Source organism: Rickettsia endosymbiont of Cantharis rufa (assembly GCF_964026445.1).
GTDB lineage: Bacteria > Pseudomonadota > Alphaproteobacteria > Rickettsiales > Rickettsiaceae > Rickettsia.
Window position 1 is genome coordinate 1,387,055 of sequence record NZ_OZ032150.1, and the last position, 26,249, is coordinate 1,413,303.

Consider the following 26,249-nt stretch of genomic DNA (forward strand, 5'->3'; position numbering starts at 1 on the left):
TCACAGTTATCATCTAAATATAAGGTTAGCAGCAATAGCATATCACATTGAAAGAAGCAGTTTTATCAAATGCAGCGATAGCATTTGAGCCAGCCAAGGTAGTTAGTGAATATCAGAGCAAATTAATAGACTTAAGGAACGGAATGATGAACTAGCGAAGGATTTGGGGAAAACTACAATCGAGAGGGATTGGGCAGTGGGAAAGCTAAGAAGCTTGGATTTATTAAATAGAAAGAGTCTTGTAGAGTCCAAGCTAGGACAATTACCAAAGACAAGACAATGTGAATTATTAGGGGTTAACCGTTCTTCAGCATATTATAAAGTACAAGAGGTTAGTAGCTATAATATAAGTATATTAAATAGAATAGATGAGATATATACAGATAATCCAGAATTTGGATATCGTTATATATATCATCAATTATTAGAAGATGGGTATAAGATAGATCGAGATCGAGTACTAAAATATATGAGATTAGTTGGTATTGAAGCGATATATCCTCATAAAAAGAAACTCACTACCATCAAAGATGGTGAGCATAAAATATACAGCTATCTACTTGATAAATTCTGGATTAAAACAGATAAGACTAAGAAAGTAGTTGTTCCTACTGCCAATGAGGTTTGGAGCGGAGATATTACATATATTCGCACTAAAGGCGGCTTTATGTATCTAACAGCCATTATAGATTGGCATAGCAAAGCCATATTAAGCTATAAACTGTCGAATAGTATGGATGGACTATTAGTTACTGATGTATTGAAGGAGGCATTAAGTAAGTATCAAGCTCCGCAGATTTTGAATAGTGATCAGGGTAGTCAATATACTAGCAATGATCATATAAGTATTCTTAAAAGTCATGATATACAGATATCAATGAACGGTAAGGGCAGAAATATTGATAATATTGTTATTGAGCGTTTCTTTAGGACACTGAAATATAATTGTATATTTATTAATGATTATCAAAATATAGGAGAACTTAAAGAGGGTATCAATGATTATATCAGTAAATATAATTATCAGAGATTTCATTCAAGTATTGGGTATAAAAAACCCATGAATGTATATCTCGATAGTATACAACATCATACACAAATAGCAGCTTAATTTTGAACAAAATTACCAAGTACATTGTTCATATATTTTGTCTTGATTTTTCAGGTCATTATAGATAATGCTGTTGCTGAAAGTTTCTTTCATACTATAAAAACAGAATTAATGTATCAATATAAATTTAAAACTAAGGAGGAAGCAAAATATGCCATATTTGAATATATAGAGGTATTTTATAACCGTATCAGAATGTATTCTGCTAACGATTATTTATAACCAGTAAGATATGAAGATATACAAAATTGCGCTTAAACAACTGTCCGGAAAAGTGTTGACAGATCAACTCGAACAGTTTCGTATATTATTTTTGAATAAGAAAAATATTTTAATTGCCGATGAAATTTTAAGCCAAGGGACTATAGACCAAGTTGCAGTATATCCACGCGAGATAATTAAACGAGCTTTATTTAATGAAGCGAGTAGACTTATACTTGTACATAATCATCCAAGCGGTAGCCCTGAACCTTCAAAAGCCGACATTCATATGACAAATAAAATAGTAGGGACATGTCAAACAGTAAATATTATAGTACATTGATCATGTCATTATAAGTAATAACAAATATTATAGTTTTAAATCTAATATGCTACTATGAATATAAATAGCTATAGCACTTTAGACTTTTTACATAACGTAGCTAATAAGGAGGAATTTGGAGGAGACGCAGAACGCAGCACCGCAGCGTACATACTAGTACGTGAGGATGCGAGTACCGGGTCGACGTACAAATTACCCTTAGAAGCAAGTTATGTAGGAAGTCTATTGTTTATGTTTTCTTTTATAGCAACTACTATACTAACATATATATTAACTAAATATCTTCCTGCAATTGGTTTAGTTGATGTACCGAGTAGTCGCCGCTCTCATGATAAGATAACACCGCGTGGCGGCGGTCTTGCTATTGTAGTTGTTGTAATGATTGCTCTAAGCGGGTTTGAATATATAACAAGCAATAACCTTGCTAATTCGATAAAAATATTACCCTTATTATTGGTAATTGCCTCGATTTCCTTTTTAGATGACTTAAAACCAGTACCGGTTCTAATCCGTTTAATAGTTCATTTAATTTGCGCAGCTTTTGCTATTTTTCTTTTTTCACAGCTAAATTCCGTTCATATCCTAATATATTCTATTCTTGTTATAGCTTTAAGTGGCTTTATTAATATATATAATTTTATGGACGGCATAGACGGCATGAGTTGCGTAGAATCTATTCATCTATCTAGCACTATGCTCATATTATGCTTTTTACAATTTCCGGCTCTTGATAACCCGTATTTTATAGCTAGTATGAATGTTATTATTCTTGGTTGTTCTTGTGGTTTTCTAATATTTAATTGGCATCCGGCGAAAATATTTTTAGGGGATGTGGGAAGTATTAGCCTTGGATTCTTAACGGGTCTTTGTTTACTCTTGCTTGCTCTTACAAGCGCTAATTTATTTATAGCTTGTGCTATTGCTAGCTTATATTACATTACTGACGCCGTACTAACCATATTAATTCGGCTACTCAATAAAGAAAAAATTTGGCAGCCCCATTTAAAGCATTTTTTCCAAAAAGCAGTAAAAAAAGGTAAGTCACATAAACAAGTAGTATCGATTATCACAGTTTGCAATATATTTTTAATGATTATATCGGTTACATCTTTACATTTTCCCGTAATATCCATAATGCTTGCAATAGCCGTGATAACTTTAACCGTGCAGAGTTTATTAAAATGAAGCTAGTTAAAGAGGATGTTGATAAAATAGTTAGACGTATATTTGCGAGGCAACATCCATTACTGCCTGAAATCATGATTAACTGGAATAAAATAGTCGGGTTTAATTTCAGCACTAAAGCGTTACCCTTAAAAATTACTACCTATACTCATAAAAAACGAAAAATTAATACGCTATTTATACAAGCGGAAGATAGTGCTATTGCAGCAGAATTACCTTATTATCAAGATATTATTCTAGAACGTATTAAAATTTATTTAGGCTTTGAAGCAATACACAAAATGAACGTAACGTTTTACAAGGAAAAACCTAAGATAGGACAATTAAATCATGCTCTCTTCTTGTAAACTTCTTGAATTAAAATATCTGCCGGAATATTTAAATTCTTATGTAATTTTCTAATCATAGATAAAGTAAGTGGTTTTCTTTTATTAAGAATTTCAGATACTTTACTTCTTGAACCTATACTTTTTTCTAAATCTTTTCTAGAAAGACTAAGCCGCTCTACTCTAAAATTAATCGCTTCAATTGGATCAGGTGCTTCTATTTTATAATGCTTATTCCCGTAATCTTCTACTAACATTGATAATATTTCTAATTTTTCAGCTTCTGAGGAATTTTCTTTTGCATCTAATAAATTATCTATTTCTTTTAATGCTTTTTCATACTCTTTTTCTGTTTTTATAATATTTATTTCCATACTCAAATCTCCTTAACATTTATCCTATCATATTCTGCATGCGTTCCTACAAATTTTATGACATTATTGCGTGGATACCAATTGTTATTGCGAGAAAATTACAAAGTAATTGACGAAGCAATCCAGTAAAAAATGCTAATTTTTAGCATTTTTTTAATTATTTTCTGGATTACCACTCGATCAAAGATCGCTCGCAATGATGATTGGGTATATACGCAGGCAAAAGCACGCAAACAAAAAAAGGAGTCCTTATTATTAAAGACTCCTTTTTCGCGTTAATAGCTTGTAAAAAGATTTGAGAGTTAATTACATATCAAATCTTAATCCTGCCATTAAGTTATTACCTTTATAACGGGTTCCACCAAATTTATATGTGAGCCCATCAGGGGTTTTAGTGGTATTTTTTGTTTTACCGTAATCTGTCCAAGCATAAACGAGCTCTGCTTTTACACCGTCAGCAACTTCAAATGAAGTACCTAAAGATAATTGATAAGCAAAATTTGTTTTATTTTTAGTAGTTAGACTGGGAACATTGAAAGCTAAAGTTTCGCCACTAGCAGTTGCAACAATATTTTTTCCTGTAACTTTCTCTTTTACCATTGCAAGCCCAACACCAGCACCGGCAAAAACTTTAAACATACTTAAATCAACAAAATCTACATAACCATTAAGTAGCGCACTTACAATAGTAGGTTTATGTTTTACGGACTCAACGAAACTATCTCCTGAGCTATTTTTTTCAGTTATTGATTTTTTCAAATGAACATTTGTTACTGTTCCAATTGTTAAATCGGTTCTTAAATTATCCATAATATAATAACCTACTCCGATATTACCGGTAAAACCTGTATTAGATTTTAACTTAGCATCATAACCTTTAGATTTTGCTTTATTAAAAATCACACCACCGGCATTAAGTTTTAAATACCATTTTTCCATAGATGATGATGACATTGACGAATCGGTAGATGAATCTGCAGCAGGATTCATATCACATTCAGCAAATGAAACGGCAGAAGTTAAAAGTGCTGTGCTTGCAGCCGCTATTAAGAGTAATTTTTTCATATTGTTAAATTTTTCCTTAAATTTTATTAGTTGTTAGTAAAAACGATGTTAGATAATAATTTTATAATTCTTACCTAAATTCGATAAAAATAGTTCTAAGTGGCATTCTTGACTAAATCATAATCAACGTCATTGCGAGGAGCGAAGCGACGCGGCAATCTAGTTAAACATCCTGAGATTGCCGCGCTCATTTTAGTCGCTCGCAATGACGACATACCTAAAACTACTAATATATTCTATTTAATTATATATCAAATCTTATACCAGCTGTTAAGTTGTGACTCTGATAACGCATCCCACCAGTTGGTACACTTGTTCCTTGGTAGATTACATTCTTACTTTTTGTTCTACCGTCGTCTATCCAGCTATAAGCTAGTTCTGCTTTAACACCATTAGTGACTTGTGCAGAAGTACCTAAAGTTAGTTTATACGAAATATTGGTTCTATTTTTAGTATTAGATGAAAGACCTGTTATACCGTTATATGTAATTTTCTCTTTAACTAATGCAGGACCAACACCGGCACCGGCAAAAACATCGAACATATCAAAATTAGTTAAATCTACATAACCGTTAATAAGTAAACGTGTAATAGTAGGTTTATGACTCGCAGAAACATTAGTACCAGTAAAAAGTGCATTAGTTGCAGTTCCGGATTTCTTTAACTTTCCGCCAATTATAGTACCTAAAGTTAAATCAGCTCTAAAATTTTCGGAAATATAGTAACCAATACCTAAATCAATTGGAATAGTCGTATTAGATTTTAATTTAACACCGGTTGCCTTATCTTTTTCTTTATTAAACATTGCAGCGCCAGCATCTATTCTTAAATACCAGTCATTACACATGTCCTCAGCAAATGATATGGTAGAAGATAAAATTGTTGCACTTGCAGCAGCTATTAAAAGTAACTTTTTCATGATTCGCACCTCAAATTAAATAATTAAACATTATCTTAATGGCATATATAACATATTATATTTTTTAGTTCTATATTTAATCGACAATTAGATTCATATGATAAAGCTTTTATTAAGTTTTGTGATAAAATAAACACATATATTTAATTCATATTATTTTAGGTTCCTATATATTTATTAAACTTATCTTTCTCATCTTTAAATTTATCAGCATCAGGCAGAGCGGGTTTTTTTTTGGTAATATTTTTCCATCCTTTATTTTCTATAAAATCTTTTGCACGTTCTACCCATTCTATTATCTCCCGTGATTCAGGTTTGATAGCGTTTATAGGGCAATCAGAAACACACACACCGCAATCTATACATTCATCAGGATTGATAACTAGCATAAATTCGCCTTCATAGAAGCAATCTACGGGACATACTTCAACACAATCGGTATATTTACATTTTACGCATTCATCGGTTACAGCATAAGTCATTTTTATTATTGATTCTTAATTTTATAAATTAATATAGAAGTTCTTAAAATTAATATTAACAAAAAATATAATATAAAACAAATAAACATTGTAATTAAAGGCTTTAACATTGAGGAATGAATAGCAGGAGAACCAAGCCTTAAAACGCTAGCAGGCTGATGCAGACTGTACCAAATATTTACCGAGAATTTTACTATCGGTATGTTAATCAATCCGATAAGAGCAATAATCGAAGCGGGGTTTTGTGCTTTTCTTATATTATCTGCACTATTTACTATGATAATATAGCTTAGATATAATAAAAATAATATGAGCATGGAGGTAAGTCTTGCATCCCAAACCCACCATGTTCCCCATATAGGTTTCCCCCATAAAGAGCCTGTTACTAAGCTAATCAAAGTAAAAGTAGCTCCAATGTAACTAGATGTTACGGCTAGCAAATAGCTAATAGTAGTTTTCCATACTAAATAACTAAAGCTGCATACTGCCATGAAAACATAAATACCAAGGGCCATCCAAGAAGCAGGTACATGTACATACATAATACGTACAAACTCACCTTGTTGATAATCTATAGGCGAAACTATTAGGGCTAAATAAAGAGCTATAATCATCATTACCAAAGTAGATATAGCTAATATAGGTATTGTAATCTTTGATAATTTATTAAAATAATAGGGGGTTAATAGTTTTAGCATATTTTCTTACTTCTTTATATCATTCTTGCAAAAGCATTGTTCGCCGTGGGCCGGTAAAATCCACAGGGTGACACCGGGCATACTTTACGATCCACACAGGCGACGCTCTAACATGATTGTCGTATCCTTTTAAAAAACTCTTTCATTAATAGCCCCGAATCTTCAACAAAAATTCCGCTATATATTTCCGGTCTATGGAAACAGGCACTACTGTTAAAATATCGTAAATTACTTTCAACTGCCCCGTGTTTAGAGTCAGAAGCGCCGTAAAACAAGCGTTTTAACCTGCTATGAGCTATAGCTGCCGCACACATAGCACAAGGTTCTAAAGTAACGTAAATATCATAATCATTTAAATTTTTAGAAGATATAAGATTACATGCTTCATTAATAGCAATAATTTCGGCATGACACAGAGCATTGTTCTTTTCTTCGGTATTATTATGACTACTAGCAATAATTTTCTGATTTAATCTATCTACAATCACCGCTCCGACCGGTACTTCATTCTTATCAAAAGCAATACATGCTTGTTTTAAAGCTTGCTGCATAAAAAAGTTGTTAAAATCCGTTTCTTTATCTAACAATATATTCACGGTAATTTACGTGTTCTTCGATTCCAAAAGGATCTTGGTGAATAATTATTTCAGCCTCCGGAAATTCCTGCAATATTTCAAAAGCAATCTCATCGCTAATTTTATGAGCATTATAAAGCGACATATTGCCGTCCATTTCCAAATGGCACTGGATAAAAGCTTTTTGAGCTGCATATCTAGTTTTCATTTCGTGCATGCCTTTTACACCCAAATGGTTATTAACTATTGAGATAATTTTTTGTCTATCTTGTTCAGGTAATTCATGATCAACTAAATTTTTAAATGCCTTTTTAAATAAAGAGTAAGAGGTACGGAATATATATAACGAAATAACTACCCCAAATAATGGATCAACAAACCAAAAATGATTACTTAGATTTATAGAGATAATTACTATAACATTCGTAAGTAAGTCCGTAAGATAATGGAGCTTGTCAGCTTTCACTATCTCCGATCCTGTTTTTTTTATTACATAAGTTTGATAAAGTACTAAAATAATTGTTAAGAGTATACATACATACATTACAGTAGTGCCGTCACTAATATTCTCCGGTTTTATTTTTTCAAATAAAGACTTAATTGAAGAAAAACCTACAAAAAAAGCTGAGGCAAAAAAGAATATAGACTGAGAAAAAATTGTTAAATCCTGAATCTTCTCATGCCCGAATCTATGTTGATGATCCGGTGGTTGCAGGGCAAACCTTAAAGCTATTAGATTAATAAGGGAAGATGTTATATCAAGCATCGAATCAATTAAGGAAGCGAGTATTGATTGCGAATCGGTAACAACCCAAGCATATAATTTTATACTTAAAATAATTAATGCTGCAGTAACCGATAAATAAGATGCCGATTTTATTAACCGATTACGGCTATTAGTATCCATGACAAATCTTTCCAATTTATTTTTTGTAGTTTAACAAAGAAAATATTAAATTCAATTAAATTAATTTAATTCTATGGCTGACGTTTGTACTTTACAAAATGCTAAAAATTATATACTTATTTAAGTAGGTATCAATTAAAGAGAATTTATTATGAAATTAATGTCTAAAATTATGATTATAGCTCTTGCAGCTTCTATGTTGCAAGCATGCGCCGGTCCGGGTGGTATGAATAAACAAGGTACAGGTACGCTCCTTGGCGGTGCCGGCGGTGCATTACTTGGTTCTCAATTCGGCAAAGGTAAAGGGCAACTTGTCGGAGTAGGTGTAGGTGCATTACTTGGAGCAGTTCTGGGTGGACAAATCGGTGCAGGTATGGATGAGCAGGATAGAAGACTTGCTGAACTCACCTCACAAAGAGCTTTAGAAGCAGCTCCTAGTGGTAGTAACGTAGAATGGCGTAATCCCGATAACGGCAATCATGGCTACGTAACACCTAATAAAACTTATAGAAATAGCATAGGGCAATATTGCCGTGAGTACACTCAAACAGTTGTAATAGGCGGAAAACAACAAAAAGCATACGGTAATGCATGCCGCCAGCCTGACGGACAATGGCAAGTTGTAAATTGATAGAAAAAAGTCATTGCGAGCGACTGATAAGGAGTATTCTATGTCATTCCCGCGAAAGCGGGAATCTAGAAAAAAGCGAAATTATTTGAGCTTTTAATTCTAAAATTTAGTGTGCTATACTTTTAGTGGCTGGATTCCTGCTTTCGCAGGAATGGCATACACAACACTCATAGGAGTACATAATTATGACCTTCCTAATAACAAGTACGGCGTTTAAACATAATGAGCGTATTCCTGATAAATTTACTTGTAAAGGACAGAATGTTTCTCCGCATTTAGAGTGGAGCAATGCTCCTTCAGATACTAAATCTTTTGTACTTATCATGGATGACCCTGATGCACCGGTAGAAATAGCACCTCCGCACGGTATATGGGATCATTGGATAATCTATAATATTTCGGCTTCTATTACTAAGCTTTCAGAAGGACGAATAGATAACAGTATTAAGATTTTAAATAATAGCTGGAAAGACAAAAAATACGGTGGCCCTTGTCCACCTGCCGGCAAACCTCATCGTTATTTTTTCAAACTATACGCTCTAAATGATTCTCTTGAACTGGATGAGAATGCTAGCAAGCAAGATTTAGTATTAGCTTTGCAAAAATATTTATTAGCTGAAACTGAATTAATCGGCATTTATTCTGCATAATGTCATTCCTGCGAAGGTTTACCTGCGTTAAACTGTTATTGCGAGCAACCATAGGCTTTGTTGCATGGCTTGTTTATGCCATTCCCGCGTAGGCGGGAATCTAGTACTTTAAAACTTTTTAAAGTTCGATTTATCTCGCTTTATCCTGGATTCCCGTCTACGCGGGAATGACATCGAGCAGGTTTTTCGATACATGCAACAACACCAGCTTGACCACGGGATAACAGGAGTGAACCGATACATGCAAAAACCTATAATTGACTTTCGTAACGTATCTAAAAAATTCGGTAATAAACTGCCAATAAATAACGTTAGTTTTACTGTCAAAAAAAATAATATAACTACTTTAATCGGACCTAACGGTGCAGGTAAAACCACCATAGTGCGATTAATGCTTGGGCTTGAAAAACCGACAAGCGGCGAAATTATAATTGATCCTAAACTAAAAATCGGATACGTACCGCAAAAGTTCGGGCTAAGCCCTGATTTACCTATTACGGTGAAAAAATTTTTAGATCTATTAGCACCTAGTAACTTCAATAACAATATCAAAGAGATTAACTCGTTTATTGATTTGGAACATATAAAAGATCAAGAAATTTCTAAGCTCTCAGGAGGGCAGTTTCAAAAGGTGGTTCTTGCATGTTCAATAGTTAATAATCCTGACTTAATTGTTTTAGATGAACCGCTGCAGTCTTTAGACGTAACGAGCCAACAAGAATTTTATCAGCTTATTAATTTGATTCGTAAAAAGCTAAATATTACGGTTTTTATGATCTCGCATGATTTATTTACCGTAATAAAAAACTCCGATCAGGTGATATGCTTAAACGGCCACATATGTTGCAGCGGAATACCAAATGAAATAACTCCTAACTCTGAATTTTCAAATGCACTTTCTTCTCTAGGCTTCTATACCCATCACCACGACCATAAGCATTAAATATCGTAACTTCACAGAAGAAATCTACAGGCATGTAAAGCCTATTTATTTCTACACTTTCGGATTTAAATTCGTAATTTGAACAACATTGCTGTATGGTTTAGGGAAATCATCAACTATCATATTCCCCCATTCTCCTGATAGAGAAATATCATACTTATCAATAAATATTTCTAATACCTTGATACCATCTTGCAGAGTATTATTTTGACTCGTATCTAATATCCCGCATTTTAATAAAAGAGCACATTCTGTTAAATTCTTTAGCTTTTCTAATAATTGTAATTGTTGGGTTTCATTTGTTGATTTTGATACATCTTCAATACGGTCGCACCTCCATTTTACAGATGTGGATATTAAAAGGCTATACGTTCAATAAGAGTTCCGATGACTTTATCATGAATATCCAATGACTTGGAAAAACAAATTGTTTTACGTGTCAGTCTTTTGCATCTTGTTCTAAGATTTAAGTTACCCCGTTCTATCCGTTGAGTATATTTTTTACTAACAATGTGTTTTTTGGGATCTAATAACCTAGCATAACTTCCCCATCCATCTGTAAAGTAAAAAGTAACCTTAAAATCCTCCGGTTTTTTTCAGTAATGATTCTGATGTGCTATCACATCTTGTACCAAAAGTATAAGCAACTACTTTTAACAAAATCTTATCCAAAGAATACCAAAGCCATCTTTGTTTGGATTTATTCTGTACATAAGGCCATTGTTCATCTATTTCAGGAGCAATAATTACTTCTATCGTATTGATAGAATGATTTATCTTTTTTAACGCTAGATTTTTTTAAAACACGGATAACCGTATTGATACCCACTTTTAATACTCTTACTGTATCCCTAACTCCAGAGCCATTGATTGACATATCTACTATCTGAGCCTTGACTCCAGGCTTAGAGGCATTATTAATATATTACAGTTAAAAATATCGATTACACTGCTTGCATTGATATCTCTGTTGTTTTGAAATTGAATATCCCGCCTTTACTACTTTTTCTGTGTCGTTATAATATCTACACTTAACATCTATTCTTGATCTACACTTAACATATATTCTTGTCATAACTCCTTAACTATAATTCTCTCTTATCACTGTTTGAGTATTATAGACTATTCATGCTAAACTGCAATACGGGGGGCGTGGCTCAACGATGTATTTTCAAGATCATTCTGTTCTTGTATTTTCTTTTTAAATGCTGCTTTTACTTTACAGATATAGTCTGGTAGGAAAATATCACGTTTCAATACCCCATTTAATAATTCCAGATTATCACGTACTGTTTTATTTCCTATTTCTTGATCAATAGTTAACATTTCACCTTCTAATATTAGATCTTTTGAAATTTCGTCCTGAATTGTTTTAATTAAACTCCTCAAGTGTTTTTAGATCATTAGGACTCATAACGTATTCTACCTCTTATTAAATATTTAGTTTTAAGGCCATATTTGGCCGTGCCCCCGTATTGCAGCTTAGCATGAATAGTCTATAATCCTCAAACAGTGATAAGAGAGAATTATAGTTAAGGAGTTATGGCAAGAATAGATGTTAAGTGTAGATCAAGAATAGATGTTAAGTGTAGATATTATAACGACACAGAAAAAGTAGTAAAGGCGGGATATTCAATTTCAAAACAACAGAGATATCAATGCAAGCAGTGTAATCGATATTTTTAACTGTAATATATTAATAATGCCTCTAAGCCTGGAGTCAAGACTCAGATAGTAGATATGTCAATCAATGGCTCTGGAGTTAGGGATACAGTAAGAGTATTAAAAGTGGGTATCAATACGGTTATCCGTGTTTTAAAAAAATCTAGCGTTAAAAAAGATAAATCATTCTATCAATACGATAGAAGTAATTATTGCTCCTGAAATAGATGAACAATGGTCTTATGTACAGAATAAATCCAAACAAAGATGGCTTTGATATTCTTTGGATAAGATTTTGTTAAAAGTAGTTGCTTATACTTTTGGTACAAGATGTGATAGCACATCAGAATCATTACTGAAAAAAACTGGAGGATTTTAAGGTTACTTTTTACTTTACAGATGGATAGGGAAGTTATGCTAGGTTATTAGATCCCAAAAAACACATTGTTAGTAAAAAATATACTCAACGGATAGAACGGGGTAACTTAAATCTTAGAACAAGATGCAAAAGACTGACACGTAAAACAATTTGTTTTTCCAAGTCATTGGATATTCATGATAAAGTCATCGGAACTCTTATTGAACGTATAGCCTTTTAATATCCACATCTGTAAAATGGAGGTGCGACCCCATATTTCATGGCAATTAGTAACTTAATAGATAAAAGTATAATGTAAATTAATAATAGTCAAGCGAGGAGGTTAAGAAAAATTAATAATGTTCTACTTCAAATATTCCTTTAAGTATGTACCGGTATGACTTTCCTCGCAGGCAGCAATATCGACAGGGGTACCGCACACAACTATCTTACCACCTTTGTCACCTCCTTCAGGGCCGACATCGATAATATAATCTGCTGTTTTTATAACATCTAGGTTATGCTCGATAACTAAAACGGTATTGCCCATATCAACAAGCTTATGTAATACTTTTAACAATTTATTGATGTCATCAATATGCAAGCCCGTAGTCGGTTCATCAAGTATATAAAGTGTTTTACCGGTTGAACGTCTTGATAATTCTTTAGCAAGCTTAACACGCTGTGCTTCACCTCCTGAAAGAGTAGTAGCAGACTGGCCGATTTTTATATAACCGAGTCCTACCTCATTTAAGGTAATAAGTTTTTCGTAGATTAACGGGATTTTTTCAAAAAATTGCATCGCATCTTCTACCGTCATCATCAAAATATCAGCAATAGATTTACCTTTATATTTTATTTCAAGAGTTTCCCTATTATATCTGTGACCGTTACAAATATCGCATTTTACATATACGTCAGGTAAAAAATGCATCTCTATTTTAATCAGCCCATCACCTTGACACGCTTCACATCTACCGCCTTTAACGTTAAATGAAAATCTGCCTACTTTATACCCTCTAGCTTTTGATTCAGGTAATTCCACAAACCAATCCCTAATATGGGTAAATGCACCTGTATAAGTCGCAGGGTTTGAACGAGGAGTTCTACCTATCGGGGATTGATTAATATCGATAATTTTATCAATATATTCAAGTCCTTTTAACCCTCTATATTTTCCTGGGAATACTTTTGCAGTAGGCTCTAAATGCTTTAAAGCCGCTTTATATAGAGTATGAATCATCAAGCTTGATTTACCGCTTCCTGATACTCCCGTTATAGCAGTAAAAGTACCAAGCGGAATTTTGATATCAACATTCTCTAAATTGTTGGAAACCGCTCCAAGTAATTCAATTGCCCTATTATCATGCCCTACTCTTGTTTCAGACGGTACTTTGATTGTTTGACGACCACTTAAATATCTACCTGTAATACTTTCTTCAAAATTCTTTATTTCTTCGGCATTTCCTTCAGCAATAACACGACCGCCGTGAATACCGGCTCCCGGTCCTATATCAATAATATGATCTGCTTCATACATTGTTTCTTCGTCATGCTCAACTACCAAAACGGTATTACCAAGATCCCTAAGTCTTTTTAGTGTTTCGATTAATCTTGTATTATCACGCTGGTGAAGACCAATAGACGGCTCATCAAGTACATATAAAACACCGCTAAGCCCTGATCCTATTTGAGATGCAAGACGGATGCGCTGGCTTTCGCCTCCCGATAAAGTACCTGATTCTCTTGATAACGTTAAATAATCAAGCCCGACATTCATTAAGAATTTTAATCTCTCAGTAATTTCTTTAAGTATACGCTCGGCAATAAATAGTTGTTTTTTATTTAATTTTTCTTCTAAGTGATTAAACCATTTTTGCAAGGCTGCAATACTCATACCTGCCACTTCACCTATATGAGAATCTCCTATTTTAACACATAATGCCTCATCTTTTAATCTATATCCTGAGCAAGCAGTACATTTATGTTCCGACTTAAATTTAGCGAGCTCTTCTTTAATTAAAACTGATTCTATAGTACGATCTTTTTCTTGCAAGCTTGGTATTATTCCAGCAAAAGGTTGTTTTATTGTTTGCGTTTTAGAACCGTCGTGAAATTCAAACTTTATTACCTCTTCTCCTGAACCTTCAAATAAAATATCCTTAACATTTTGTGATAAACTTACAAAAGGTACTTCAATAGAAAATTTATAATGATCAGCGAGAGCCTTTAATGTCTCTAGGATAAATTTAGAAGATGTACTACCCCAAGGCACTATTGCGCCGTCTTTAATAGAAATTCTTTGATCAGGAACAATTAAATCTCTATCAAAGAAAAATTCCTTACCTATCCCCCCACATTTAGGACATGCTCCAAAAGGACTGTTAAAAGAAAAGATTCTCGACTCGATTTCCATAAGTTGAAAGCCTGAAACCGGACAGGAATATTTCTCAGAAAAAGTAATACGCTGATTTTTTTCAAACTTAGTCTTAACTGCCGGCGGCAATTCTACAATTTCTAAATAAGTAATGCCCTCAGCAAGATTTAATGAACTCTCTAAGCTATCTGCAAGCCTATTACCTAAATTTTCGTCTAGAACTATTCTATCAACGATTACTTCTATATTATGCTTTTTATTTTTATCAAGCTTTGGTAAATCATCAATTTCGCAAGCTTCACCGTTAACTATTAATTTCTGAAAGCCTTGCTTCTTCAGATTCATAATTTCACGTTTGAACTCCCCCTTATGTCCTCTAACAATAGGAGCGAGTAAATATATTCTTGTACCTTTAGGTAGTTCGTTAATTATATCTACCATCTCCGAAACCGTTTGACTATGTATTGGAAGACCGGTTGCCGGAGAATACGGAATTCCGACTCTTGCATATAATAACCTAAGATAATCGTAGATTTCCGTTATAGTTCCGACCGTAGAACGTGGATTTTTGGAAGTAGTCTTTTGGTCAATCGCAATAGCAGGCGATAATCCGGAAATAGATTCCACATTTGGTTTATTCTGTAAATGCAAGAATTGCCTTGCATATGAAGATAAACTTTCAACATATCGCCTTTGTCCCTCTGCATAAATAGTATCAAATGCTAAAGAAGACTTGCCTGAACCGCTAAGACCGGTGATAACAACAAATTTATTCCTTGGAATATCAACATTTATATTTTTTAGATTATGCTCTTTAGCACCGCGTACCTTAATATATTCTTGGTTCATAATCACTTTACTACAAAATTTTTGAAATATTTTTTAAAAAACTGTAGTATTATAGGCTCTTTTATTTTATTATTGCAATAATAATATTTTAAAATAGGTAGTAATCTATGGCAGGTAGTTTAAATAAAGTAATATTAATAGGTAATGTGGGGCGTGATCCTGAAATTAGAACTACAGGAGAAGGAAAAAAAATCATTAATCTTTCCTTAGCAACAACCGAAACTTGGAAAGATCGTGTCACCGCAGAACGAAAAGAACGAACCGAATGGCATAGAGTAGTAATATTTAGCGAAGGGTTAGTATCTGTTGTAGAACGCTATGTTGCAAAAGGCAGTAAATTATATATTGAAGGTTCATTGCAAACCCGTAAGTGGAATGATAATTCAGGCCAAGAAAAATATACCACGGAAGTTGTATTACAAAACTTTAATTCACTATTAATATTATTAGATAGTAAGAACTCTAATAATCATACTCAGGATTCAGGGCATAGCACATATAAACATTCTGAGCATAAAGGTCCATCTTCTTTTGATCATAGCGACCTCGACGACGAAATACCGTTTTAGAAATCTCAAAAAATTAATATTCTAAATATTTTTATGAGATGATATATACTAATAATTAGCTTAACAGTTTTATATGCTATAAGTAGTATTCTTCTTATTTATAAAATTAAACAGAAAGATGTGTATTATAATTCGATAATTCAGGCTGAAAAATCTAAATATGCTGGATTTCTTATTAAAGATAAGAATAATTTGGATATATTGTTAATGAACGGAGTTGATATAATAAATCATCACATACTTTCTGATGAACAATGGGAACCACATGTTCAAAATGTATTATCGCAAATACTAAAACCTAAAGATAAGGTTCTAGTATTGAGAGAACATATAGGTATTCATACAACTCTAATAAGCAAATTAATAAGTAAAGATGGAAAAGTTTTTATTTTTGAGCCAAATCCTAAAATCTTAAAGTTTTTGCGTACAAATTTATTTTTAAACAATGCAGAAAATGTTACTTTATATTCTAAGGCAGCTTTTTCAAGTAATACTAATGTTGCTTTTATAGCAAAAGCTTTAGAAAATGTAGGTGGGACTCATATTATCGCATCAGAAGAAGATAAAAATGAAAATTTAGAGTAATTAATAACGGTTGAAACAGTTAGTATTGATTCTATAAATGAAATTAGAACTATTGATATTTTACAAATAGATATTGAGGGTGCTAGAGAAAATGCTGTTTATGGAGCTCAAAAATTAATTGATCGTTCTCCGAACTTAATTGTTTTTCAAGAATGGTCACCGTTTTGGATGAAAGATATAGATATCTATTTAAAGTTTTGGTGTTCTAGAAATTATAAGATTGCTTAAATTACTTTAAGTGGTGGTTTAAAAGAATTAACAGATGAAGCGTTAAAATTTTCAGGACAAATTGATATTGTTATGACTAAAAATTTAGAAAAACTTATCAGCAATTTTAAACCTTTGTAGTAATGAAAAATTTTATTTGGGCAATAATATTTTTAATACCAATATTTCTTTCAGGGTGTTCTACTACTCATGATGTTGCTATTAGAGTAAAGCATTCACAAGATATAGCGACTCAAAATAACTTTCAGATGCAGCTAGTAAACGGAGGTGATTTTACTCTTACGACTTATCAGCGTATTACCGATAGTCACTTATCTTTTGTCTTCTATATTGAGGGAGACGGACATCTTACGGATGGATCTGCTAATTCCGACAACCCTACTCCTGTTATTCCTATGCTCTTGAAGCTTGCTACAATAGATAAAAGACCGAATGTTGTTTATATAGCAAGACCTTGTCAATATACCCCTTTAGAAATGAACACAAAATGCATTAGTGATTATTGGTTAGATAAGAGAATGAACCAAGAAGTCGTAAATTCAATTAATAACGTCATAAATACCGTTAATAACGGACAGAAATTTAGCTTTGTCGGTTTTTCAGGAGGCGGTGGGCTTACAATATTAATTGCCGCTCAAAATAGTAATGTGAAAGATATTATAACGATTGCCGGTAATTTAGATACTGAAAAGTTTGACAAACATCATAATTATCGCGGTTACTTAGTTAAATCTTTAAACCCAATAAATTATGCAAGGCAGGTTAATAATATCCCTCAATTACATCTCTCCGGCATGGATGACAAAAGAGTCCCGCCTTTCATAGCAGAATTTTACGTAAAGACAAGCGGCTCACCGTGTGTAAAAAAGCAAACTTTTCCTAATATTTCTCACGCGAAAGGTTGGGATAAAGTTTGGTCTAATATATTAGATATTCCTTTGATTTGTAATTAGGTTCTGTGAAAGAAAATTAAATTATTTATATTTTTAGATATTTTTGAACGAAAGGTATTGTGTAGAAAATATAGCAATAAATATTAGTAAAAGTTGTACTTTATTTTTGGTCGCACCTCCATTTTACAGATGTGGATATTAAAAGGCTATACGTTCAATAAGAGTTCCGATGACTTTATCATGAATATCCAATGACTTGGAAAAACAAATTGTTTTACGTGTCAGTCTTTTGCATCTTGTTCTAAGATTTAAGTTACCCCGTTCTATCCGTTGAGTATATTTTTTACTAACAATGTGTTTTTTGGGATCTAATAACCCAGCATAACTTCCCTATCCATCTGTAAAGTAAAAAGTAACCTTAAAATCCTCCAGTTTTTTTCAGTAATGATTCTGATGTGCTATCACATCTTGTACCAAAAGTATAAGCAACTACTTTTAACAAAATCTTATCCAAAGAATACCAAAGCCATCTTTGTTTGGATTTATTCTGTACATAAGGCCATTGTTCATCTATTTCAGGAGCAATAATTACTTCTATCGTATTGATAGAATGATTTATCTTTTTTAACGCTAGATTTTTTTAAAACACGGATAACCGTATTGATACCCACTTTTAATACTCTTACTGTATCCCTAACTCCAGAGCCATTGATTGACATATCTACTATCTGAGCCTTGACTCCAGGCTTAGAGGCATTATTAATATATTACAGTTAAAAATATCGATTACACTGCTTGCATTGATATCTCTGTTGTTTTGAAATTGAATATCCCGCCTTTACTACTTTTTCTGTGTCGTTACAATATCTACACTTAACATCTATTCTTGATCTACACTTAACATCTATTCTTGCCATAACTCCTTAACTATAATTCTCTCTTATTACTGTTTGAGGATTATAGACTATTCATGCTAAGCTGCAATACGGGGGCGCGGCCTGTATCTTAATAGTATCATGAAGTAGTGCAGCTTGCAGCATAATAGCAGTATAAAGCTTAAGAGCCTCATCTGCCGCAAATGCAGCTAGCATAATCGCCACCTCAATTGGGCGTGAATAGTAATGGTCGCCTGATTGACGCATTTGTGATCCATGATATTTGCGAGCATAGAAGATGCCTTTTTTAACTTCCTCTATATCAACGGGATTTTTTACCTTAGTGTTTAAATATTCAACTTTATCAAGTAATTTTTAGCATAAACGCAAATTTCAAACTTTTCTTTCCAAGAACTTAAATCCTCCATAAAAAGTTATTTTATTTATATTAATAATAGTTGATTATAATTAAAAACAAAAATTAAAAGATTACAATAATAAATAGCTTCTTAACTTTAAGTGTATTAAAACTTTTAATTATTTGGCATTCTAGCAACTATAATCTTGGTTTATTAGTTTGTAAAAGATTCAGCGGTTACTTAAGGACAATCGATATTTATCGAAAAATGAAGAATGGTGCACCCTAAAGGATTCGAACCTCTGACCCACAGATTAGAAATCTGTTGCTCTATCCAGCTGAGCTAAGGGTGCTAAACATTTACGGTAAACTTTATATCAGTTTTAGCAAAGTTTTTCAAGTATTCTTTTATTATTACAAAAGATGAACAAATGTGATAAAAAACATTAATGAATAAATTTTATAATTATAATTCTTCCTTATACCAGGCTTTACTTAGTCTTAAAGTAAAGCCTAATTCTAAACAGAATCTAATTAGCTATTTTGTAATTATTAACAATATTCCATATCTAAAATTATCTATAAAAGCAGTACCGGAACAGGGTAAAGCTAATGAAGAAATAATAAATTACTTAGCAAAAGAATGGAAATTATCACGAAATAATATAGAAATTATTAAAGGTCATATTAATAGCTTAAAAACGATATTAATAAAAATATTGACGAAGACTATTTAAATTTGATTATTAATTCCTATATTAGATAAATAAAGTTTTGTTACAGTACCAACATCGTCATTGCGAACGAAGTGAGTGCGGCAAGGTATTGTTGCGTGGATCGGTAAAACCTACTGTGTCATCCCGTGGCTTGATCGCGGGATGACAAATGATAAACCTATCCACGCAACAATGCCGTGCGGCAATGACGAAAAAACTGACCTAGTAACAAAGCTAAAAACAAGAATTTATGATTGGTTTAATATGACACAAGAAAAAAAGAAATTTGACGCCGAGGTCGGCAAGATTTTAAATTTAATGATTCACTCTCTTTATAGTAATAAAGAAATTTTTATGAGGGAGCTAATTTCCAATGCTTCGGATGCTTGCGACAAATTACGTTATTTATCTCAAAGTAATAGTGAATTAGTAGCAGGTGATAGCAATTTTAAAATTACGGTTAAAGTCGATAAAGATAACGGACAAATTATTATCCGTGATAACGGCATAGGCATGAATAAAGAGGATTTGATTGAGAATTTAGGTACTGTTGCAAGGTCGGGTACAGCAAATTTCCTTAAAAGCCTCTCCGGTGACTCTAAAAAAGATAATATGCTGATCGGTCAGTTTGGAGTCGGATTTTATTCAAGCTTTATGGTCGCCGATAAAGTTCTTGTCACTTCAAGAAAAGCAGGGGAGGATAAAGTCCATGTTTGGGAATCGGATGGGCTTAGTGAATATACCGTCTCAGATTCGGATAAAGAATTCACAAGAGGTACGGAAATCGTTTTACATGTTAAAAAGGAAGAGGATACATTTCTCGATCATTTCAGGTTAAAACATATTGTTAAAAGCTATTCCGATCATATAGCAGTACCGATATATTTCTTTGATGAAGCCGGTAATAATGAGATACAACTAAATTCCGCATCTGCATTATGGACAAGACCGAAATCAGAAATCACAGAAGGACAATACAAAGAATTTTATAAAAGCTTATCTTACGCCATAGATGATCCATGGGTTACCCTGCATAATAAAAATGAGGGAGCTATAGAATTTACCAATCTGCTTTTCATTCCCTCAAGCAAAACATTTGATTTATTCCATCCTGATCGCAAAAGGCGAGTCAAATTATATATCAAGAGAGTATTTATTTCTGATGAGAATATAGATTTAATCCCGTCATATTTAAGATTCTTGAGAGGCGTAGTTGATTCAGAAGATTTACCGCTAAATATTAGCCGTGAGTCATTGCAACATAATAGCGTACTTGAGAAAATCAAAAATGCTATTACAAAAAGAGTGCTTGGCGAACTTAAGAAAAAGAAGGAAGAATTACCTGAAGAGTATAATAAGTTTTGGGCTAATTTCGGCAGTGCTTTAAAAGAGGGTTTATGCGAGGCTACCACCGACCATGAAAAATTATTAGAGGTATGTATATTCAGAAGTGCATTGCATAATAAAACGATCAGTCTTGATGAATATATAGCGAATTTTAAAGAGGGACAAAATACTATATATTATTTAAGCGGAGATAATCCCGATAAATTACTTTCAAGCCCACAAATCGAAGGGTTATTAAGTAAAAATATTGATGTATTACTTTTTACCGATACAGTCGATGATTTTTGGGTAAATGTTAATAGCGAATATAAAGGACACGCTATTAAATCAGCAACAAGAAGCGATATTGATGTAGAGCAAACTAGTTCATCATCTGAAGAAAAAAATAAAGACAATACAAAAACAGATGATGAGTATGCATTACTAACCGATTATTTTAAGGATACATTAGGGGGGCTAGTTAAAGAAGTTAAGATATCCAAAAAACTTACTTCAAGCCCTGCTTGTCTTGCAGTTGGCGAGTCTGCTATGGATATTCGGATGGAGAGGTTTTTAATAGAGCAAAAGCAAATTACTACTGCTTCTGCTAAAAATTTAGAACTAAACCCTAAAAATAAAATTGTAGAAAAAATCTTTAATGACTTAAAAGCAAATAATAAAAATAATGAAGGGTTAGTTAATCTAATATTTGATCAAGCCTGTATTTTAGAGGGTGAACCTGTCGTTGATACTGGTGCTTTTTCAAAGAGATTAAACGATATTGTACAAAAAGCCATATTATAACTTTAAACTTCTTTAATTTTAATATAGAATGGTTGCAAACGTAAGTTTGGGTATCCACTGTCATACCGTGGCTTGACCACGGTATCTAGAAAAAATAATAAAGTGGATTCCTGCTTTCGCAGGAATGACATAGAGAAGATGTTTTATTACGATACTATATTTAGCAAGCATATAGATAAAATCAAAAGTGAAGGAAGATATCGAGAATTTAAGGCCTTAAAAAGACAAGTCGATAATTTTCCTTTTGCAGAACATGAAGATAAACAAATAGTCATGTGGTGCATTAATGACTATTTGGGTATGAGTAAACATCCAAAAGTAATGCAAGCTTCTATAGATGCTTTGCTAAAATACGGTGTTGGATCAGGCGGAACCCGCAATATCGGCGGTAATAATACCGCCATTCTTGAGCTTGAAAAAGAACTTGCAGATTTGCATAGCAAAGAAGCAGCTTTAGCTTTTACCTCTGGTTTTGTTGCAAATGATACAACGCTCGCAACACTTGCTAAAATTATGCCGGATATAGTATTTTTCTCCGACGAGTTAAATCATGCCTCTATTATTGCTGGTATTACAAGTTCTAGAGCCGAAAAATACATATATAGACATTTAGATGTTAGGCATTTAGAAGAATTATTACAACTAGTTGATATTAATAAACCGAAAATTATTGTTTTTGAATCAGCTTACTCTATGGATGGCTTCTTTTCGCCTATTAAAGATATAATTAATTTAGCCAAAAAATATAATGCTCTAACCTTTATCGATGAGGTTCATACAGTAGGTTTATACGGTAAGCATGGTGGCGGTATTGCAAAGCTTCTTAATTGTAGTGAGCAAATCGATATTATTCAAGGGACGCTTGCCAAAGCATACGGCACTATCGGCGGTTATATCACTAGTAATCATAATTTAGTCGATGCTATAAGACTAACTGCTTCAGGGTTTATTTTTACTACTTCATTGCCTCCGGTAATTTCTGCTGCTGCAACACATAGTATTAGACATCTCAAAGAATCAAATGACGAACGCACAAAGTATCAAGAAGTAGTTGCAAAGCTTAAAAACTCTTTTGAACGTTTTAATATACCTTATTTAAGAAATGAAAGTCATATAGTACCGATAATTATCGGCGATCCGATCAAAGCAGCTAAAGCCTCAAATATGCTAATTAATGAATATGGCATTTACGTTCAACATATCAATTTTCCAACCGTACCGCGAGGTACGGAACGCCTCCGAATCATCCCAACTCCCGCTCATACCGATAAAATGATCAATGATTTATCTATAGCCTTAGTGCAGATATTTGCCAAACTTGATATAGAATTATCTTCTGCTAAAGAATTGAACGAAGAAGTACGTTTGAATCTTATTGCTTAGTAAGCTTTTACTCTCTATTCCTGTGAAATAATATACGAAGTTCAACCTGAAAAAGAGTAATCCAGCTGTAAGCCGAGAAGGGAAAAAGCGTATACTAAACGTTCAGCATCCAAGGACTTACAAAGACATTGTCACCAATCTTTCAAGTGGGCGGTATATAAAAACTATTGCGTATTTTTGCTCTTTGGTTTATTTTGATTAGCAAACTATATAGAATTAATGGATTATTAAAATGGGAATTACCATATTAAAAAACGAAGGATTGGATTTTTATGCAAAAATCTCTACTCCTTTAAGTGAGATAGATGACGATATTCAAAAAGAATTGCTTGATCTAACCAAAAAAGTTAAAATAGCAGGTTTTAGAGCCGGTAAAGTACCAGTTTCAATTGTTAAGAAAAAATACGGCACTTCCGTCAGAAATGATATAATAGAAAGAAGAATAAACCATTCAGTAAATCACGTTATTAAAGAGCATAATCTAAATATAATCGGTAGACCTAAAATTGAAGAGCTGCAAAATGAACCCGACAAAGCTTTAGAATTCACTGTAAAAATAGAGCTATTACCTAGAGTTACTATCCCGGATTTAAAGAAAATCGAGATAAATCGTCCAAAATTAGAAGTAAGTCCTAAAGATGTTGAAGAACAGCTAGAAAAGCTTGCTGCATTAACAAAAAGTTATACCAAAGAAAGTAAGGTAAAAATAAGGGATGGGGTTCAGGTTACTATTGATGCAATCGGGTATATTAAGGATGAAGCTTTTGAAGGCGGTAAATTAAATGATTTTAAGGTGGTAATAGGTAGTAATGCACTTATTCCCGGTTTTGAGAAGCAATTAATAGGTTCTAAAACAGGTAGTGAAGTAGATGTTAATGTTACTTTTCCTGAAAATTACCATGCTAAAGATTTAGCAGGTAAGGATGCTCGCTTTGCAGTACAAATTAAAACTGTACATACTGCAGAACCTACCGTTGTTGATGATGAGTTTGCTAAAAAATTCCAAAGTAATAGCCTTGAGGAGTTGCGTACACATTTTACTAAAAAAATAGAAAATGAGTCAGAAGAAGCTATTAATACTATAATGAAAATGAACTTATTTGATAAGTTAGAAAAATTACTAGATTTTGATGTACCGGAATCTTTATTAACTCAAGAAAAAGATATATTGAAATCTGAATCCGATAAAAACGAACAAGACGATTCTCTATTTAAAGATAAATCCCCTAAAGAAATAACAGAATATTATAATAAATTAGCATTACGCCGTGTACGAATAGGTCTACTACTTGCTGAATATGCAAAATCTAAAAATCTGCAATTAGAGCCTGATGATTTAAGAAAAGTTATTATGCAACAAGCACGTAATTTTCCTGGGCAGGAAAATATGATATTTGATTTTTATAAAAATAATCCTAGGGCAATTGAAGGGCTTAAGGGTCCTGCCTTAGAAGATAAAGCCGTACAATATATCTTTGATAATGAAATAAAGCTTAAAGAAAAGAAATATGCTAAGGAAGAGCTAGAAAAATATCTAGAAGCGGAAGAACAACGTATTACTTTGATTTAAAGTTTATTAATTGCCATTGCGAGCGAATGTTAGCGCTGTTGCGTGACTCATTATATGTCATTCCCGCGTAGGCGGGAATCCAGCATAAAGCGAGATGAATCGAGCTTTTCTTTTAATTTCAAAAATTTGCTTTATATATACTTTTTCCTGGATTCCCGCCTACGCGGGAATGACATAAACGAGCCGCGCGGTCTTCGACCGCTCGTAATGGCGATTTTTGAGCGATGCGGGCAACGCAAATCGGTAATATATCACTCTTGCGTTTTTATAATCTTTAAAGCAAGCTTAATTATTTTATTTACTCCGGTATTAGTATAAGTAGAGGTAGGAAAAACTTCTTTATTAGTAACTTTTTGCAACTTATTTATTTTTTCTTGTATTTCCTCATTGGTAAGAACATCACATTTATTAAGGCATATGATTTCGATTTTGTTTTTTAGATAATCGGAATATGATTCAAGCTCAAGGCGTACCGTATTATAATCTGCAACTACATCATTACTAGAACCGTCTATTAAATGTATTATTACATTACATCTTTCTATATGCTTTAAGAATTTATCACCAAGCCCGTGTCCTTGATGAGCCCCTTCAATCAAACCAGGAATATCGGCTATAACAAACTCTTCATCATCAACATACACCACTCCAAGATTCGGCACTAAAGTAGTAAAGGGATAATCGGCAATTTTAGGCTTAGCTGCCGTTACAACGGATAAAAAAGTAGATTTACCAGCGTTTGGAAGACCCACAAGCCCAACACCAGAGAGAAGTTTTAAGGTTAAATGAATCCACATTTCTTCAGCAATTTCCCCTTCTGTACGCTTTCTCGGAGCTTGATTAACCGATGTTTTGAAATGGCTATTACCGAGACCACCGCTTCCTCCTTTAATTATTTCAAAGCTTTGATCATCACCAGTGAAGTCATGCAATAATATATTGCCGTCTTCTGAAAAGATTTGAGTTCCGATTGGCACTTCAAGAGTTAACGATTTTCCTGATTTACCGCTTTTATTTGAACCCTTACCGTTTTCGCCGTTTTCAGCAATAAAATGTTGTTTATATCGATAATTTACTAGCGTATTGAAGTGGTAACTACTTGTGAAAATAACACTACCGCCACGCCCTCCATCACCACCGTCAGGTCCGCCTCTGTCAATAAATTTTTCACGATGGAAACTAACGCAACCATTGCCTCCGCTTCCTCCTTTTATATATATTTTAACTTCATCAATAAAATTCATATTTGCCTTAGTATCATACCGCGGCTTGACTGCGGTATCTAT

The 26,249-nt window shown here is 33.2% G+C and carries 29 protein-coding genes, 1 tRNA gene and 6 pseudogenes; 20 read left to right on the plus strand and 16 right to left on the minus strand.

Going from position 1 to position 26,249, the window contains the following annotated elements:
* Window positions 1-163: 163 nt before the first annotated feature.
* From AAGD46_RS07850 to AAGD46_RS07870, 6 genes and pseudogenes are all read left to right on the plus strand, one after another.
* Window positions 164-1,111 (plus strand): IS3 family transposase, encoded by a 948-nt coding sequence (locus tag AAGD46_RS07850; RefSeq protein ID WP_341787217.1) that lies wholly within the window; start codon window positions 164-166, stop codon window positions 1,109-1,111.
* Between the two features lie 63 nt (window positions 1,112-1,174).
* Window positions 1,175-1,333, plus strand: a pseudogene (locus tag AAGD46_RS07855) (IS3 family transposase); the annotation flags it as partial.
* A 10-nt stretch (window positions 1,334-1,343) separates the two neighbouring features.
* Complete coding sequence (locus AAGD46_RS07860; protein WP_341787219.1) at window positions 1,344-1,655, plus strand: RadC family protein; 312 nt, start codon at window positions 1,344-1,346, stop codon at window positions 1,653-1,655.
* 84 nt (window positions 1,656-1,739) lie between these two features.
* Window positions 1,740-1,872, plus strand: a pseudogene (locus AAGD46_RS09775) (palindromic element RPE1 domain-containing protein); the annotation flags it as partial.
* A 14-nt stretch (window positions 1,873-1,886) separates the two neighbouring features.
* Window positions 1,887-2,840 carry an MraY family glycosyltransferase gene (locus AAGD46_RS07865; RefSeq protein ID WP_410525994.1) on the plus strand — a complete coding sequence of 318 codons (954 nt, stop codon included), beginning with the start codon at window positions 1,887-1,889 and terminating at the stop codon, window positions 2,838-2,840.
* Window positions 2,837-3,187 (plus strand): DUF721 domain-containing protein, encoded by a 351-nt coding sequence (locus AAGD46_RS07870; RefSeq protein ID WP_341787221.1) that lies wholly within the window; start codon window positions 2,837-2,839, stop codon window positions 3,185-3,187. The genes AAGD46_RS07865 and AAGD46_RS07870 overlap by 4 nt, the downstream gene beginning before the upstream one ends.
* On the opposite strand, the gene AAGD46_RS07875 is transcribed toward AAGD46_RS07870, so the two are convergent.
* The 7 genes from AAGD46_RS07875 to AAGD46_RS07905 all read right to left on the minus strand — a co-directional run bounded on the left by AAGD46_RS07875 (window position 3,169) and on the right by AAGD46_RS07905 (window position 8,186).
* Window positions 3,169-3,540, minus strand: a complete 372-nt coding sequence (locus AAGD46_RS07875) for a type II toxin-antitoxin system HigA family antitoxin (RefSeq protein ID WP_341787222.1) — start codon at window positions 3,538-3,540, stop codon at window positions 3,169-3,171. The two genes, AAGD46_RS07870 and AAGD46_RS07875, sit on opposite strands and share 19 nt — an antisense overlap.
* Window positions 3,541-3,846: 306 nt before the next feature.
* Complete coding sequence (locus AAGD46_RS07880) at window positions 3,847-4,605, minus strand: outer membrane protein (RefSeq protein WP_341787223.1); 759 nt, start codon at window positions 4,603-4,605, stop codon at window positions 3,847-3,849.
* Between the two features lie 244 nt (window positions 4,606-4,849).
* On the minus strand, window positions 4,850-5,524 hold the full coding sequence (locus AAGD46_RS07885) for an outer membrane protein (protein WP_341787224.1): 675 nt from the start codon (window positions 5,522-5,524) through the stop codon (window positions 4,850-4,852).
* 158 nt (window positions 5,525-5,682) lie between these two features.
* Window positions 5,683-6,006: a ferredoxin FdxA gene (gene fdxA / locus AAGD46_RS07890; protein ID WP_341787225.1), complete on the minus strand. Its 324-nt coding sequence runs from the start codon at window positions 6,004-6,006 to the stop codon at window positions 5,683-5,685.
* 5 nt (window positions 6,007-6,011) lie between these two features.
* On the minus strand, window positions 6,012-6,704 hold the full coding sequence (locus AAGD46_RS07895; protein ID WP_341787226.1) for a heme ABC transporter permease: 693 nt from the start codon (window positions 6,702-6,704) through the stop codon (window positions 6,012-6,014).
* A 107-nt stretch (window positions 6,705-6,811) separates the two neighbouring features.
* On the minus strand, window positions 6,812-7,300 hold the full coding sequence (locus tag AAGD46_RS07900) for a nucleoside deaminase (RefSeq protein WP_341787227.1): 489 nt from the start codon (window positions 7,298-7,300) through the stop codon (window positions 6,812-6,814).
* Entirely contained in the window at window positions 7,281-8,186 is a 906-nt protein-coding gene (locus tag AAGD46_RS07905; protein WP_341787228.1) for a cation diffusion facilitator family transporter, read from the minus strand. Before AAGD46_RS07905 ends, AAGD46_RS07900 begins: the two co-directional genes overlap by 20 nt.
* Before the next feature lie 151 nt (window positions 8,187-8,337).
* On the opposite strand from AAGD46_RS07905, the gene AAGD46_RS07910 reads away from it, so the two are divergent.
* The 3 genes from AAGD46_RS07910 to AAGD46_RS07920 all read left to right on the plus strand — a co-directional run bounded on the left by AAGD46_RS07910 (window position 8,338) and on the right by AAGD46_RS07920 (window position 10,410).
* Window positions 8,338-8,817: an RT0821/Lpp0805 family surface protein gene (locus AAGD46_RS07910; protein ID WP_341787229.1), complete on the plus strand. Its 480-nt coding sequence runs from the start codon at window positions 8,338-8,340 to the stop codon at window positions 8,815-8,817.
* 185 nt (window positions 8,818-9,002) lie between these two features.
* Window positions 9,003-9,467: a YbhB/YbcL family Raf kinase inhibitor-like protein gene (locus tag AAGD46_RS07915; RefSeq protein WP_341787230.1), complete on the plus strand. Its 465-nt coding sequence runs from the start codon at window positions 9,003-9,005 to the stop codon at window positions 9,465-9,467.
* Window positions 9,468-9,708: 241 nt separating this feature from the next.
* Window positions 9,709-10,410: a metal ABC transporter ATP-binding protein gene (locus AAGD46_RS07920; RefSeq protein WP_341787231.1), complete on the plus strand. Its 702-nt coding sequence runs from the start codon at window positions 9,709-9,711 to the stop codon at window positions 10,408-10,410.
* A 425-nt stretch (window positions 10,411-10,835) separates the two neighbouring features.
* Here AAGD46_RS07920 and AAGD46_RS09780 read toward each other — a convergent pair.
* The 4 genes and pseudogenes from AAGD46_RS09780 to AAGD46_RS07930 form a co-directional block, all read right to left on the minus strand.
* Window positions 10,836-10,931: pseudogene (locus AAGD46_RS09780) on the minus strand (IS1 family transposase); the annotation flags it as partial.
* A gap of 55 nt (window positions 10,932-10,986) precedes the next feature.
* On the minus strand, window positions 10,987-11,187 hold the full coding sequence (locus AAGD46_RS09785; protein WP_410525969.1) for an IS1 family transposase: 201 nt from the start codon (window positions 11,185-11,187) through the stop codon (window positions 10,987-10,989).
* Window positions 11,144-11,287 (minus strand): IS1-like element transposase, encoded by a 144-nt coding sequence (locus tag AAGD46_RS09790; RefSeq protein WP_341786690.1) that lies wholly within the window; start codon window positions 11,285-11,287, stop codon window positions 11,144-11,146. Before AAGD46_RS09790 ends, AAGD46_RS09785 begins: the two co-directional genes overlap by 44 nt.
* A gap of 254 nt (window positions 11,288-11,541) precedes the next feature.
* Window positions 11,542-11,799, minus strand: a complete 258-nt coding sequence (locus tag AAGD46_RS07930; RefSeq protein ID WP_341787232.1) for a hypothetical protein — start codon at window positions 11,797-11,799, stop codon at window positions 11,542-11,544.
* 351 nt (window positions 11,800-12,150) lie between these two features.
* On the opposite strand from AAGD46_RS07930, the gene AAGD46_RS09795 reads away from it, so the two are divergent.
* The 3 genes from AAGD46_RS09795 (at window position 12,151) to AAGD46_RS09805 (ending at window position 12,671) form a co-directional block, all read left to right on the plus strand.
* Window positions 12,151-12,294 carry an IS1-like element transposase gene (locus AAGD46_RS09795; protein WP_341786690.1) on the plus strand — a complete coding sequence of 48 codons (144 nt, stop codon included), beginning with the start codon at window positions 12,151-12,153 and terminating at the stop codon, window positions 12,292-12,294.
* 1 nt (window position 12,295) lies between these two features.
* A complete protein-coding gene (locus tag AAGD46_RS09800) occupies window positions 12,296-12,349 on the plus strand; it encodes a hypothetical protein (protein WP_410525952.1) in 54 nt (17 codons plus the stop codon).
* Window positions 12,350-12,515: 166 nt separating this feature from the next.
* Window positions 12,516-12,671 carry an IS1 family transposase gene (locus AAGD46_RS09805; protein WP_410525951.1) on the plus strand — a complete coding sequence of 52 codons (156 nt, stop codon included), beginning with the start codon at window positions 12,516-12,518 and terminating at the stop codon, window positions 12,669-12,671.
* A 123-nt stretch (window positions 12,672-12,794) separates the two neighbouring features.
* Here the strand turns inward: AAGD46_RS09805 and uvrA are convergent, their stop codons facing one another.
* Window positions 12,795-15,656, minus strand: coding sequence for an excinuclease ABC subunit UvrA (gene uvrA, locus AAGD46_RS07940; RefSeq protein WP_341787234.1), 2,862 nt, complete (start codon window positions 15,654-15,656; stop codon window positions 12,795-12,797).
* Window positions 15,657-15,763: 107 nt separating this feature from the next.
* Between uvrA and ssb the strand changes: the two genes are divergently transcribed.
* From ssb to AAGD46_RS07955, 4 genes are all read left to right on the plus strand, one after another.
* Window positions 15,764-16,225 (plus strand): single-stranded DNA-binding protein, encoded by a 462-nt coding sequence (gene ssb / locus AAGD46_RS07945; RefSeq protein ID WP_341787235.1) that lies wholly within the window; start codon window positions 15,764-15,766, stop codon window positions 16,223-16,225.
* 120 nt (window positions 16,226-16,345) lie between these two features.
* Window positions 16,346-16,810, plus strand: coding sequence for an FkbM family methyltransferase (locus tag AAGD46_RS07950; protein ID WP_341787236.1), 465 nt, complete (start codon window positions 16,346-16,348; stop codon window positions 16,808-16,810).
* A 57-nt stretch (window positions 16,811-16,867) separates the two neighbouring features.
* Complete coding sequence (locus tag AAGD46_RS09810; RefSeq protein ID WP_410525995.1) at window positions 16,868-17,038, plus strand: hypothetical protein; 171 nt, start codon at window positions 16,868-16,870, stop codon at window positions 17,036-17,038.
* A gap of 122 nt (window positions 17,039-17,160) precedes the next feature.
* The gene (locus AAGD46_RS07955; protein ID WP_341787237.1) at window positions 17,161-17,991 is read left to right on the plus strand and encodes an alpha/beta hydrolase; all 831 of its coding nucleotides are present in this window, start codon (window positions 17,161-17,163) and stop codon (window positions 17,989-17,991) included.
* Between the two features lie 138 nt (window positions 17,992-18,129).
* On the opposite strand, the pseudogene AAGD46_RS07960 reads toward AAGD46_RS07955, so the two are convergent.
* The 3 genes and pseudogenes from AAGD46_RS07960 to AAGD46_RS07970 all read right to left on the minus strand — a co-directional run bounded on the left by AAGD46_RS07960 (window position 18,130) and on the right by AAGD46_RS07970 (window position 19,517).
* A pseudogene (locus tag AAGD46_RS07960) lies at window positions 18,130-18,848 on the minus strand (IS1 family transposase).
* Window positions 18,849-18,935: 87 nt separating this feature from the next.
* Window positions 18,936-19,234, minus strand: a pseudogene (locus AAGD46_RS07965) (hypothetical protein); the annotation flags it as partial.
* A 206-nt stretch (window positions 19,235-19,440) separates the two neighbouring features.
* Window positions 19,441-19,517: transfer RNA gene (locus AAGD46_RS07970), tRNA-Arg, on the minus strand.
* Window positions 19,518-19,613: 96 nt separating this feature from the next.
* On the opposite strand from AAGD46_RS07970, the pseudogene AAGD46_RS07975 reads away from it, so the two are divergent.
* The 4 genes and pseudogenes from AAGD46_RS07975 to tig all read left to right on the plus strand — a co-directional run bounded on the left by AAGD46_RS07975 (window position 19,614) and on the right by tig (window position 24,963).
* A pseudogene (locus tag AAGD46_RS07975) lies at window positions 19,614-19,930 on the plus strand (DUF167 domain-containing protein).
* Between the two features lie 214 nt (window positions 19,931-20,144).
* Window positions 20,145-22,010, plus strand: a complete 1,866-nt coding sequence (htpG, locus tag AAGD46_RS07980) for a molecular chaperone HtpG (RefSeq protein ID WP_341787949.1) — start codon at window positions 20,145-20,147, stop codon at window positions 22,008-22,010.
* Between the two features lie 138 nt (window positions 22,011-22,148).
* Complete coding sequence (hemA, locus tag AAGD46_RS07985; protein WP_341787238.1) at window positions 22,149-23,393, plus strand: 5-aminolevulinate synthase; 1,245 nt, start codon at window positions 22,149-22,151, stop codon at window positions 23,391-23,393.
* A 232-nt stretch (window positions 23,394-23,625) separates the two neighbouring features.
* Window positions 23,626-24,963: a trigger factor gene (tig, locus tag AAGD46_RS07995; RefSeq protein ID WP_341787239.1), complete on the plus strand. Its 1,338-nt coding sequence runs from the start codon at window positions 23,626-23,628 to the stop codon at window positions 24,961-24,963.
* A 251-nt stretch (window positions 24,964-25,214) separates the two neighbouring features.
* On the opposite strand, the gene obgE is transcribed toward tig, so the two are convergent.
* Window positions 25,215-26,207, minus strand: a complete 993-nt coding sequence (gene obgE, locus AAGD46_RS08000; RefSeq protein ID WP_341787240.1) for a GTPase ObgE — start codon at window positions 26,205-26,207, stop codon at window positions 25,215-25,217.
* Window positions 26,208-26,249: the final 42 nt, after the last annotated feature.

Excerpts from the sequence above, each read along its gene's own strand:
- AAGD46_RS07860 (WP_341787219.1), top strand. The coding sequence starts at position 1,344 with ATGAAGATATACAAAATTGCGCTTAAACAACTGTCCGGAAAAGTGTTG.
- AAGD46_RS07865 (WP_410525994.1), top strand. The coding sequence starts at position 1,887 with ATGTTTTCTTTTATAGCAACTACTATACTAACATATATATTAACTAAA.
- AAGD46_RS07870 (WP_341787221.1), top strand. The coding sequence starts at position 2,837 with ATGAAGCTAGTTAAAGAGGATGTTGATAAAATAGTTAGACGTATATTT.
- AAGD46_RS07875 (WP_341787222.1), bottom strand. The coding sequence starts at position 3,540 with ATGGAAATAAATATTATAAAAACAGAAAAAGAGTATGAAAAAGCATTA.
- AAGD46_RS07880 (WP_341787223.1), bottom strand. The coding sequence starts at position 4,605 with ATGAAAAAATTACTCTTAATAGCGGCTGCAAGCACAGCACTTTTAACT.
- AAGD46_RS07885 (WP_341787224.1), bottom strand. The coding sequence starts at position 5,524 with ATGAAAAAGTTACTTTTAATAGCTGCTGCAAGTGCAACAATTTTATCT.
- fdxA (WP_341787225.1), bottom strand. The coding sequence starts at position 6,006 with ATGACTTATGCTGTAACCGATGAATGCGTAAAATGTAAATATACCGAT.
- AAGD46_RS07895 (WP_341787226.1), bottom strand. The coding sequence starts at position 6,704 with ATGCTAAAACTATTAACCCCCTATTATTTTAATAAATTATCAAAGATT.
- AAGD46_RS07905 (WP_341787228.1), bottom strand. The coding sequence starts at position 8,186 with ATGGATACTAATAGCCGTAATCGGTTAATAAAATCGGCATCTTATTTA.
- AAGD46_RS07910 (WP_341787229.1), top strand. The coding sequence starts at position 8,338 with ATGAAATTAATGTCTAAAATTATGATTATAGCTCTTGCAGCTTCTATG.
- AAGD46_RS07915 (WP_341787230.1), top strand. The coding sequence starts at position 9,003 with ATGACCTTCCTAATAACAAGTACGGCGTTTAAACATAATGAGCGTATT.
- AAGD46_RS07920 (WP_341787231.1), top strand. The coding sequence starts at position 9,709 with ATGCAAAAACCTATAATTGACTTTCGTAACGTATCTAAAAAATTCGGT.
- AAGD46_RS09790 (WP_341786690.1), bottom strand. The coding sequence starts at position 11,287 with ATGTCAATCAATGGCTCTGGAGTTAGGGATACAGTAAGAGTATTAAAA.
- AAGD46_RS09795 (WP_341786690.1), top strand. The coding sequence starts at position 12,151 with ATGTCAATCAATGGCTCTGGAGTTAGGGATACAGTAAGAGTATTAAAA.
- uvrA (WP_341787234.1), bottom strand. The coding sequence starts at position 15,656 with ATGAACCAAGAATATATTAAGGTACGCGGTGCTAAAGAGCATAATCTA.
- ssb (WP_341787235.1), top strand. The coding sequence starts at position 15,764 with ATGGCAGGTAGTTTAAATAAAGTAATATTAATAGGTAATGTGGGGCGT.
- AAGD46_RS07955 (WP_341787237.1), top strand. The coding sequence starts at position 17,161 with ATGAAAAATTTTATTTGGGCAATAATATTTTTAATACCAATATTTCTT.
- htpG (WP_341787949.1), top strand. The coding sequence starts at position 20,145 with ATGACACAAGAAAAAAAGAAATTTGACGCCGAGGTCGGCAAGATTTTA.
- hemA (WP_341787238.1), top strand. The coding sequence starts at position 22,149 with ATGTTTTATTACGATACTATATTTAGCAAGCATATAGATAAAATCAAA.
- tig (WP_341787239.1), top strand. The coding sequence starts at position 23,626 with ATGGGAATTACCATATTAAAAAACGAAGGATTGGATTTTTATGCAAAA.
- obgE (WP_341787240.1), bottom strand. The coding sequence starts at position 26,207 with ATGAATTTTATTGATGAAGTTAAAATATATATAAAAGGAGGAAGCGGA.